Genomic DNA, 10,146 nt, shown 5'->3' with positions numbered 1-10,146 from the left:
TGCCCCCGACTATCCGCCTTATCGTCCTTGCACCCTCATTGGTCCTGGTCGCCCTTATTGCCTGGGCGATCAGGACTGGTGACTTCGGCGGAGCGGGCGACTGGCTGTTCTCAGATCCCTGGGGGATCGTCGCCATGTGGGATCTCTATCTCGGCTTTCTGATCGGCGCCGTCATCATTTTCTGGGCGGAACGCTCAAATCTGGTGCGGGTTTTCTGGATCCTGCCGATATTCTTCCTCGGCAATGTGTGGACCGGTCTATGGTTCGTGCTGCGCGGACACAAGCTCTATCAGGCCCTGCGCGAGACGGCGAAAGCTTGATTCCAAGTTTCGCTAAATTTAGTCCCAATTAACGAAGTTTGTCATTTCACCCTTCTGAGTAGTACCCTGTTAATCGACTCGCGGTGGACTAGTCGTGTGCTCGAACAGGAGGAGGAGTGTCATGGCCCGGACCCAGTCAAGCGTTCGTACCTTCATGAAATTCGCCCTGTTGTGGCTCACCCTCGGTGCAGTCGCAGCGTCACTGTATGGCGGCCTGCTCGCCAGCCAGGACGGACCGCGCTCGCTCCACATCGCCCAGACCGAGACCGCCAACCCGGTTCTCGCCGTCGCTGACACGCCCGGGGCGAACTAGCACCGGGCCAGCGGGCGAAATGGGGACTGTCCGCGTATCCGCGACCGCATCACCCACCGCATTCCTTGACTCTTCTGGACAAGAGGCGTAGACGGCCCGCTCCATCACGCAAGCTCTGAGGCTTGTCTTACCTGCACATCTTCCCATCTGGGAAAGGGAGGCAGGCGAGAACTCCGCTCGGCGAAGGTTTCGCTCAGCGGGGCTAATAGCCTATGCCGATTGGCTTGCAGGTGAACTGGATTTGAGGAAGGCGAACGCATGTTCGACGCGCTGACAGAACGACTGGGTGGAGTATTCGACAGGCTGACGGGACGCGGCGTCCTGTCGGAAAAGGATGTCGATGCGGCCCTGCGCGAGATTCGTGTCGCGCTTCTGGAGGCTGATGTCGCCCTGCCCGTGGTCAAGACGGCGACCTCCTTCATCCGCGAACGGGCTGTTGGCGAAGACGTCATCAAGTCGATCGCGCCAGGCCAGCAAGTCGTCAAGATCGTCCATGACGCCCTGGTTGACCTGCTTGGTGGCGAAGGCGAGCCGGAAGGCCTGAACCTGGAAGGCGAACCGCCGGTCGCCATCCTCATGGCCGGCTTACAGGGCTCGGGTAAAACCACGACCTCGGCCAAGCTCGCCAAGAAAATTACCGAGCAGCACAAGAAGAAAGTCCTGCTCGCCTCGCTCGATACCCGCCGTCCGGCGGCGATGGAACAGCTGCAGCAGCTGGCCGGACAGGTCGGTGTTGGCTTCCTGCCGATCGTCGAGGGCCAGCGCGCCGTCGATATTGCCAAGCGGGCGATGAGTGCGGGCAAGCTGCAAGGCTATGATGTTGTCATTCTCGACACCGCCGGCCGCACCTCGATCGACGAAGACATGATGGCGGAGGCGCAGGCGATTGCCGATGCGACGCGCCCGCATGAAACCCTTCTGGTGGCCGACAGCCTGACCGGTCAGGATGCCGTCGAGACCGCCAAGCGCTTCCATGAGCGCCTGCCGCTGACTGGTCTGGTTCTCACGCGAATGGATGGCGATGGCCGTGGCGGTGCGGCGCTGTCCATGCGCCATGTCACCGGTCTGCCGATCAAATTCCTTGGCGTCTCGGAAAAGCCTGACGGGCTGGATGCTTTCGACGCGAAACGCCTCGCCGGCCGGATTTTGGGCCGCGGCGATATCGTCTCCCTGGTGGAAAAGGCTGCGGCCGAGATCGACCAGGACAAAGCCGAGCGCATGGCCAAGAAAATGGCCAAGGGCAAGTTCGACCTGGAAGACCTGCGCGAACAGTTTGGCCAGCTCAAGAAAATGGGCGGTCTCGGCGGGATCATGGGGCTGCTGCCCGGCATGAACAAGGCGGCCAAAGCCCAGGCTGCGGCCGCAGGAATGGACGACAAGATGTTGTCCCGCCAGGAAGCCATCATCCTGTCGATGACCAAGCAGGAACGCGCCAAGCCGGAAATCCTCAAGGCCAGCCGCAAGAAGCGCATCGCCGCTGGTGCCGGCGTCCAGGTCGCAGACGTCAACAAGCTGATCAAAATGCACCGCCAGATGGCCGACATGATGAAAAAGGCCGGCAAGAAAGGCCGCGGCGGTCTCGCCGGCATGCTCGGCGGCGGTGGAATGCCGGGCGGCATGCCCCCGGGCGCGGCTGGTATGAACCCGGCTGATCTCGGCAAGGCAACACAGGATTTGCTCGGCGGTAACGCGCCTCAAGGAATGCCAGGGGGCGGGGCGCAGCTCCCCGGTCTCGGTAGCGGCGGCCAAGCACCGCAGGGCCTTCCCGGCCTGGGCGGCTCACCTCAACTCGGACCGGACGGCCTGCCGATCGGTCTGCCCAAGAAATAACCCTGAATTTGAACGACTAAACCCAAGGAATATCCATCATGGCTCTGAAAATTCGTCTCGCCCGTGGCGGCGCCAAGAAGCGTCCCTACTACCGTATCGTTGTCGCTGACAGCCGCATGCCGCGCGATGGCCGCTTCATCGAGAAGATCGGCACCTATAACCCGATGCTGCCGAAAGACGGCGAGCGCGTGAAGCTGGACATGGAAAAGGTCAAGGCCTGGATCGCCAAAGGCGCCAAGCCGACCGACCGCGTTGGCCGCTTCATCAGCCAGATCGAGGCTGACGCCTGGTCCTGGGAAGCCGGCAACAACCCGAAGAAGGGCGAGCCGGGCATCAAGGCCAAAGAGCGCCTGGAAGAGAAGGCTGAGAAAGAAGCCGCTCGCAAGGAAGCCGAAGCTGAAGCCAAGGCTGCCGCTGAGGCTGCTGCCGCAGAAGCTGAAGCCGCTGCTGAAGAAGCTCCGGCCGAAGAGGCTGCTGCTGAAGAAGAGAAGTCCGAATAGGACGGATCTGCTCATTCTGACGCACGTCAGGACCCCGAGACCGCAATGCGCGCCCTCTCGGGGTCCCGGCGTTCGCCGGGATGACGATACAGGGCACACTCATGTCCAAAACCTCGCCTGATCTCGTATTCGTTGCGGCCATCGCCGGCGCACACGGCGTTCGGGGCGAGTGCAAGGTGAAAAGCTTCACCGGCGAACCGGAAGCGGCCTTCGCTTACGGACCATTCCTCGATGCCAAGGGCAAAACCGTCTTCACGCCGGCGCGCTACCGCCGCGCCAAAGAAGGGTTCGTCGTCGCCTTCAAGGAAAACCTCACCCGCGAACAGGCCCAGGCCGCCCGCGGCACCCAACTCTTCATTCCGCGCTCGGCCCTGCCGGAGCTGGAAGAGGACGAGTTCTACCATTCCGACCTGCTGGGCCTGAAAGTCCAGGCTCTCGACGGCACCCCGATGGGCCGTATCCGGGCGGTGCATGACTTCGGCGGCGGTGATCTGCTCGAGATCGTCGACACGCCGGACCGCAAGGGCGCCTGGATGATCCCCTTCACCCGCGAACAGGTCCCCCACATCTCCATCATCGACAAGCTGGTTACCATTGATCCGCTTGAGGAAATCGAAGGCGACGCGCCTGCAAGTGATGAATGATGTGTGATGCAACCGGCCGCACGGCTTGATCCCTGAGGTCACACAGCTAGTCTTTTCTACCTCTGGGGAGGGGCAGCTGCATTCAGTGCGGCATCGCCGGCGCATGATCGCCGACCGTGCAGACAGGTAGTATGCCTCAAAATTCACTTCGTCAGCCGGGCGCAAGACCGGGCGGTGAAGGCGTGTGCATTATGGGAGCCGAACAATGTTTGCCTTGGGTATGATGGCCACCGCACTTCTGGTGCAGAACGCCGAACCGATCGAATTTGTCGATTGCGCGATAGAAATCAAAGCCAATGATGATGGCGAGTTTGTCTCGTCGGGCCGATGCCCGGAGGGCACGACGGACGGTGGTGCCGTTGAGACCGCGCTGGCCGGCATGGGTCAGGGCCTGATCGGCAGTGTCAGCGAAGACGACCTGCCGTTTTATCGCTTCATCTCCCTGTATCGCCAGGCTGGCAGCTGGGCGCTGGGACGCCAGGTCCGCAATGTGCCGGAACTCGGCTATCCCCGCGGCGCTTTCCGTAATGACGTCACTGCGCTGTGCATTGTCGAAAACCTCGTCGCCGCGGATGGATCAGTCGGCGAGACCGCGATCGAGTGCGCAACCAGCGATCTGCAGGATGATGGGCGTTATCGCTACGCCGCCGAATTCGAGCGCTTTACGCTCGAGGCCATGGAAGAGCTGACCTATGCCCCGGCAGACGCCGAGAGCATTGGTATGGTCTGCTTCAAATATGTTCGTCCCGACACCGAGAATACGGACGACATCATCAACCCGCCCTGTACGCGCGAGTCGATCACCCAGTTCGATCTGATCCCGCAGAATATGCGAGGCCGCCGCGGCCGCCGCTGAGTCCGGTCCTGATGGACGCCGGGCCTGATGGCTGGCCCGGCTGCTCCATCCCTGCTAAACCCGCGCGCCATGACCCATGACGCGCCGCAATTACCCTGGACCGCCACGGCCCTGACCCTGTTCCCGGACGCCTTTCCCGGCCCTTTGGGTGTATCCATCATCCAGACAGCTGCGAATCGCGGGATTTGGGCGCTAGAAACTGTGGACATCCGGGATTTTTCCCGTCATAAGCACCGCTCCGTGGACGACACCCCGGCCGGCGGAGGCGCTGGTATGGTGCTCAGGCCGGATGTCACAGCGGAAGCGATCGATGCGGTACAGTCTCGCTGGCAAGGTGAGAAACGGCCGCTGATCCATATGACACCGCGGGGCAAGCCCATCACCCAGGCCCGGGTTCGGGAATGGGCGGCAGGTCCCGGTGTTGTCGTATTTTGCGGACGTTTCGAAGGCCTCGATCAAAGGGTCATCGAGGGCCGCGAAATGGAAGAGGTCAGTGTCGGCGATGCCGTTCTGGCCGGGGGCGAGGCGCCCGCGCAGCTTCTTATCGAAGCGTGTGTGAGACTCCTCCCCGGCGTACTCGGTGACCCGGCTTCGGCCGAGGATGAGAGTTTCGAGGGTGATCTCCTCGAATATCCTCACTACACCCGACCGCGGGTATGGGAGGACAGGGAGATCCCAGAGGTCCTGTTATCGGGGCACCATGGTCAGATCGAGACCTGGCGCCGAAAACAGGCGGAAGAGATTACTAAGGCGCGCCGGCCGGACCTTTACGAGCGGTTCAAGCGGCGCAAGGAGAATGCACGATGAACATGATCGAGCAGCTTGAACAGGAAGAAGCAGCCCGCGTCCTCGGCGATAAGGAATTGCCGCAGTTTGACGCCGGTGACACCCTGCGCGTCCACGTCCGCATCAAGGAAGGCGAGCGCGAACGCGTCCAGGTGTTCGAAGGCGTCTGCATCGCCAAGTCCGGCGGCGGCCTCAATGAGAGCTACACCGTCCGCAAGATCTCCTTCGGTGAAGGTGTCGAGCGCGTTTTCCCGGTCTACTCGCCGATGATCGAGAAGATCGAAGTCAAGCGCCGCGGTAAAGTCCGTCGCGCCAAGCTCTACTATCTGCGCGACCGTCGCGGTAAGTCCGCACGTATCGCCGAGCGCACCACCGGTCACGGCATCGAGCGCCGCGAGCCGAAGAAAAAGGGCTAAGCCCCGCCTTCATCGCAGATGCGATTACAAAGACCCGCCGGCGCGAGCTGGCGGGTTTTTTGTGCTTGGGGGAATAAGAGACCCACAGGGCCCCATTGTTTTCATGACAGCCAGTGGGCCGCAGTGTCTCCGCGCCGTCAAGGCCGCCTCCGGCGCCGCTATGCGGGCATGCGCCTTGACGGCGCGGAGACACTGCGGCGAAAAGCCAGCATGAAAACAATGGGGTGGTTTGCGCGAAGCAGCTATTTCGTAGGTGCTCGTCCGTCTTCGAACCTCGGGACAATTCTTGTCGCGATATTGTTCGACATCCATCGAGTATGCTCAGACAACCCTTCAGGGTCCGGTTTAAGGCTTAGCGCGTTTATCCCAAGCCAGTTTAGTTCGTCGAAAAACGACCTTTTGAGCGCGCCGGGAATACGAATTTTTTGTATGTAGTCACGTTTGATCGGCCTCAACATCGGAAGTGGGTGAACCGTGAAGACGGACCGCTGCGCAGTAACTCTTGGCAAGGAATGCCAAGGGTTCACTTGCTTTGCTTCGGTGATAGAGAAGATATCCTCTTCGGCTTGCAACCAACGCTTTGGGAGAGCGATATATATCATCCCGTCTGGTGGATCATCTTGGGTACCATTATAGGCATCAAGATCGCCGGCGATCTCCATGTGCCGTTGATTAGCTCCGTCTGCTACTGCAAACCAAAGCGCGACAAGTGGGCTAAAAGACCAGTCAAGAAGTCGTGTTGGGGCACCATAATGTTGGGCAAGACAAACCAGCTCAGTGCCAGATTCGATGTTACGCCCAAAGACCCCTGTTGCGTTCTGGCGCCAGCGCTCGAGTGCCCCTAGCTCGCTGTATTCATAGTATCCATGACGGGCAGCTGAGGGAATTGGGTCCCAGTCTTGGGATTGCCCTCGGTAGAGCAGCGGTGACAACAGATTATGCCCGTATTCCCGAACCGCCTTCAGATAATCAGTCAGATTGCCGACGGTCACCATACCGCGCTCAACGACATAGGTAGGGGCGCGCATCAACGTTTTCTCCTCTAGGACGAGATAAGCTAAAACACACTATTTGAGCGATCGCGAAAGGCAATAAGCTCCACAACATGTCTTCCAATCTCGTCATTCTCACCGGCGCCGGCATCTCCGCCGAGTCGGGCCTTGGCACCTTCCGCGACCCGGACGGCCTGTGGGCCCGGTTCGACTGGCGCGAGCTGGCGACACCGGAAGCCTTCGCCGCCAAGCCGGAAGAGGTCCATGCCTTCTACAATGCCCGCCGGGCCGGGCTGAAAACCTCGACGCCCAATGCCGCCCATCACGCCCTGGTGGAGCTCGAAAAAGCCTGGATCGCCCGTGGCGGGGAGTTCCTGCTGGTCACCCAGAATGTCGACGACCTGCACGACAAGGCGGGCTCGGAGCGCCTCGTCCACATGCATGGCGAACTGTCAAAGATGCGCTGCGAGCATTGCGGCTATGTGCATGACGCCTTTGACGAGATCACCACCGACCTGCCCTGCCTCAATTGCCGCCGGGCGGGCGGTCTGAGACCGCATATCGTCTGGTTCGGGGAAATGCCGATGGAGATGGATCTGATCTTTGATCAGCTCGGCTCGTGTGATCTCTTCGTGGCCATTGGCACTTCCGGAACCGTCTATCCCGCCGCCGGTTTCAGCCAGGTGGCCAAGGAGGCCGGCGCGCGCTGTATCGAGATCAATCTGGAGACCACCGACACCTCACCGGTCTTCGACGAGGTTCGAAATGGCCAGGCCACGCAGTCGGTTCCAGCCTGGGTGGCAGAGATGGTGGGCTGAGTCCTTAATTAAGGGTTAACGCAATCCATCCTCGATCGCGTGCATATCTTCATCCGAGAGTCCGAAATGGTGGCCGATTTCGTGTATCAGGACATGTTGGATGAGGTGTTCGATCGTCTCATCGCCCCGTGCCACCCATTCTGCCAGGATCGGCAGGCGGTAGAGAAAGACCCGGTCGGGAAATGGTTGGGCATAGCTGATCGATTTCTGGGTCAGATCAACGCCGCTATACAGGCCGGTGAGTTCATAGGGATCGCTCATCTCGAACTCGTCCAGCACATCCTGCTCGGCAAAGTCGGCGATAAAAATCTCGACATCGCGGCTCAGCGCCCGCATCGCCTCGGGTAAAGCCTGGAAGGCTCGCGCAGCCATGCGCTCGAAATCGACGGCGGTAATGGCGAGCGGGTCGGAAATCTGGTGCGGGTACATGATGGCTATGTAGGCGCGCGGTGGCGCCGCGCCAATGGGGTGGGGTTGCGGCCCGCCTTGTCTTGCGAACAAATGTGGAACATAATTCGAGCATGAACTTGCAGGATGTGGCCTCGGCCCAGAACCCCGACATCGATGATGCCCAGGCCCTGATGCGCGGCGCTGCACGCCTGTTCTGGCAATTGGGCTATAGCGCCATTCCGGAATTCTCCCTGCCAGGCGGCCGGCGCGCCGATCTGTTCTGTGTTGGCCGCAAGGGTGAAGTTGCCATTATCGAGGTCAAATCCGGAACCGCCGATTATCGCGCCGACAATAAGTGGAACGAGTATGGCGAGTTCTGCGACATGTTCTATTTCGCCGTATCCCAGCGTTTCCCGCACGATCTCATTCCGGCCGATACCGGCCTGATTATCGCCGACGGGTTTGGCGGCGCCATTGTGCGCGAAAGCCCGATGCAGAAACTCGCTGCCGCCCGCCGTAAGGCGGTGACCCTGCGCTTCGCCCGCGCCGCCGCCGACCGGCTGATGCGCGCCGGAGAAGACTAGCTGGGGATTGCGACCTCGCGCAGCGCCTGTCGAAATTCCGCGATACGCGGAGCGAAACGATCCTCGACCGCCGCCCGCACCGGTTCAGACGCCTTGCCCGGCGATCCTGCATCGACCGGGGGCATGGGATCATATTCCAGCCCCAGCTGCACCGCCTCGGCGAGGGTTTCGCCGCCCAGCTCCTTGAGCACAGTAAAGGCAAAATCGATCCCGGCGGTCACACCCCCGCCCGTGAAGACATTGCCGTCGCGAACCACACGCGCCTCCTCGGGTATCGCACCGACATCCGCCAGGGCGCTGTGATAGCGCCAATGGGTCGTTGCGCGCTTGCCTTTGAGCAATCCGGCGGCGCCAAGAATGAAGGCGCCGGTGCAGACCGAGGTGATGTATTTCGCCTGTGCGCCCTGACGGCGCAGGAAGGCCAGCGTCTGCGGGTCACGCATGGCGTCATCGACACCGAAACCACCCGGGACACAGATCAAATCGAGATCCGGACATTGCTCCAGGGTGATGGACGGCAGGATGAAGGGTCCGCAATCGGTCTGCACCGGCTCGAGCGTCTTGGCGACGAGATGCACTTTCGCTCCGGGCAAGCGGCTGAGCACCTGCAGGGGACCGGTGAAGTCGAGCTGGGTCAGGTTGGGAAAGAGAAGAAAGCCGATATTGAAGGTCTGGCTCATCTGGAGGTCTCCTGGGCGAAGGGGGAACGAAAACGCGACCGGAAGGCGCGCGGGGCAAGGCCGAGACGGCGGCCAAAGACGCGGTCCATGCGCTGGGCACTGCCGAAACCGCTCTGTTCCGCGATGCGCTCAACGGCAAGGTCCGTCTCGACCAGGGCCTGACGGGCGGCATCGAGACGGATGCTTTCCACCAGCCCCGCCGGGCTGGTCTCCAGCTCATCGCGACAAAGCCGGGACAGGGTCCGGCGAGAGACCCCGGCGCGCTGCGCCAGCGCATCGACGGTCCAGCGCTTGTCGGGATGGGCCCTTACCGCATCTGCCAGACCGGTCAGACGCCGCTCCTGGGTGTGCTGTACGGCAAGATCAGAAGAATATTGTGACTGCCCGCCATGGCGCATGCGCGGGACGACGAGGTGGCGGGCGATCAGCAGCGCCGCGTCCCGGCCATGATCCTGTTCGACGAGGGCCAGCGCCAGATCAATTCCCGCCGTCACACCGGCTGAGGTCCAGATGCGGCCGGACTGAATGAAGATGGCATCGCCGTCGACCTCAATAGCGGGAAAGCGCCGGGCCAGCCGGTCGCTCGACCACCAGTGCGTCGTGGCCCGCCGGCCAGCCAGACAGCCCGCTTCGGCAAGGAAGAAAGCCCCGGTGCAGACCGAGGCCAGCCGCGCCGCCGTGCCATGAGCTGCGCGCAAGAGCGGCGTAATCAACCCGCGGGCCAGCTCCGCCTCGATTTCGGGCGCTTCTCCGCCCAGAGCGAACCAGGTATCCGTCGCGGCCAAGCCGGATTGCGCATCGGCATAGCTGTGCGTGGCCGTAACGCTCAGACCGCAGGATGCGACCACCGGACCGGTCTGTTCAGCAACGATATTGAAGGCGTATGCGGTCCGCCCCAGGGCCGTGTTGGCACCGGAAAACACCGCCAGTGGCCCGCTCAGATCGAGCAGCTGGAAACCAGGATAGATCAGGAAGGACAGGGTGCGCGCAGAACTCATACCGGCACATTAGCCGCAC

The 10,146-nt window shown here is 61.7% G+C and carries 14 protein-coding genes; 10 read left to right on the top strand and 4 right to left on the bottom strand.

The genetic code is table 11. From position 1 onward, the window contains the following. The 8 genes from Q1V57_RS10220 to rplS all read left to right on the top strand — a co-directional run. Nucleotides 1–320: hypothetical protein (locus Q1V57_RS10220; protein WP_366145129.1), on the top strand; the 320-nt coding region annotated here is incomplete at its 5' end. Between the two features lie 121 nt (nt 321–441). After that, complete coding sequence (locus Q1V57_RS10215) at nt 442–633, top strand: hypothetical protein (protein WP_300530239.1); 192 nt, start codon at nt 442–444, stop codon at nt 631–633. A 258-nt stretch (nt 634–891) separates the two neighbouring features. Beyond that, a complete protein-coding gene (gene ffh / locus Q1V57_RS10210; protein ID WP_300530237.1) occupies nt 892–2,463 on the top strand; it encodes a signal recognition particle protein in 1,572 nt (523 codons plus the stop codon). A gap of 38 nt (nt 2,464–2,501) precedes the next feature. Then, nucleotides 2,502–2,963 (top strand): 30S ribosomal protein S16, encoded by a 462-nt coding sequence (rpsP, locus tag Q1V57_RS15915; RefSeq protein WP_366145128.1) that lies wholly within the window; start codon nt 2,502–2,504, stop codon nt 2,961–2,963. 101 nt (nt 2,964–3,064) lie between these two features. Next, on the top strand, nt 3,065–3,607 hold the full coding sequence (gene rimM, locus Q1V57_RS10200) for a ribosome maturation factor RimM (RefSeq protein ID WP_300530235.1): 543 nt from the start codon (nt 3,065–3,067) through the stop codon (nt 3,605–3,607). A 205-nt stretch (nt 3,608–3,812) separates the two neighbouring features. Then, nucleotides 3,813–4,463, top strand: a complete 651-nt coding sequence (locus tag Q1V57_RS10195) for a hypothetical protein (protein ID WP_300530233.1) — start codon at nt 3,813–3,815, stop codon at nt 4,461–4,463. 69 nt (nt 4,464–4,532) lie between these two features. Beyond that, nucleotides 4,533–5,270, top strand: a complete 738-nt coding sequence (gene trmD / locus Q1V57_RS10190) for a tRNA (guanosine(37)-N1)-methyltransferase TrmD (protein WP_366145131.1) — start codon at nt 4,533–4,535, stop codon at nt 5,268–5,270. Next, nucleotides 5,267–5,665: a 50S ribosomal protein L19 gene (gene rplS / locus Q1V57_RS10185; protein ID WP_300530229.1), complete on the top strand. Its 399-nt coding sequence runs from the start codon at nt 5,267–5,269 to the stop codon at nt 5,663–5,665. Before trmD ends, rplS begins: the two co-directional genes overlap by 4 nt. 242 nt (nt 5,666–5,907) lie before the next feature. On the opposite strand, the gene Q1V57_RS10180 is transcribed toward rplS, so the two are convergent. Next, the gene (locus Q1V57_RS10180; protein ID WP_300530227.1) at nt 5,908–6,693 is read right to left on the bottom strand and encodes an FRG domain-containing protein; all 786 of its coding nucleotides are present in this window, start codon (nt 6,691–6,693) and stop codon (nt 5,908–5,910) included. 77 nt (nt 6,694–6,770) lie between these two features. On the opposite strand from Q1V57_RS10180, the gene Q1V57_RS10175 reads away from it, so the two are divergent. After that, on the top strand, nt 6,771–7,475 hold the full coding sequence (locus Q1V57_RS10175; protein ID WP_300530225.1) for an NAD-dependent deacylase: 705 nt from the start codon (nt 6,771–6,773) through the stop codon (nt 7,473–7,475). A 15-nt stretch (nt 7,476–7,490) separates the two neighbouring features. On the opposite strand, the gene Q1V57_RS10170 is transcribed toward Q1V57_RS10175, so the two are convergent. Next, on the bottom strand, nt 7,491–7,904 hold the full coding sequence (locus tag Q1V57_RS10170) for a metallopeptidase family protein (RefSeq protein WP_300530224.1): 414 nt from the start codon (nt 7,902–7,904) through the stop codon (nt 7,491–7,493). 92 nt (nt 7,905–7,996) lie between these two features. On the opposite strand from Q1V57_RS10170, the gene Q1V57_RS10165 reads away from it, so the two are divergent. Next, entirely contained in the window at nt 7,997–8,449 is a 453-nt protein-coding gene (locus tag Q1V57_RS10165) for an MmcB family DNA repair protein (RefSeq protein WP_300530222.1), read from the top strand. On the opposite strand, the gene Q1V57_RS10160 is transcribed toward Q1V57_RS10165, so the two are convergent. Both Q1V57_RS10160 and Q1V57_RS10155 read right to left on the bottom strand, forming a co-directional pair. Beyond that, a complete protein-coding gene (locus Q1V57_RS10160) occupies nt 8,446–9,129 on the bottom strand; it encodes a DJ-1/PfpI family protein (protein ID WP_300530220.1) in 684 nt (227 codons plus the stop codon). The genes Q1V57_RS10165 and Q1V57_RS10160 overlap by 4 nt on opposite strands. Continuing rightward, nucleotides 9,126–10,127: a GlxA family transcriptional regulator gene (locus Q1V57_RS10155; RefSeq protein WP_300530219.1), complete on the bottom strand. Its 1,002-nt coding sequence runs from the start codon at nt 10,125–10,127 to the stop codon at nt 9,126–9,128. Before Q1V57_RS10155 ends, Q1V57_RS10160 begins: the two co-directional genes overlap by 4 nt. Nucleotides 10,128–10,146 lie beyond the last annotated feature (19 nt).

It is taken from the genome of Maricaulis sp. (assembly GCF_030149425.1).
Taxonomy (GTDB): Bacteria; Pseudomonadota; Alphaproteobacteria; order Caulobacterales; family Maricaulaceae; genus Maricaulis.
Note: the sequence above shows the minus strand (reverse complement) of the source record. Positions and strands in the feature narration are given on the sequence as shown.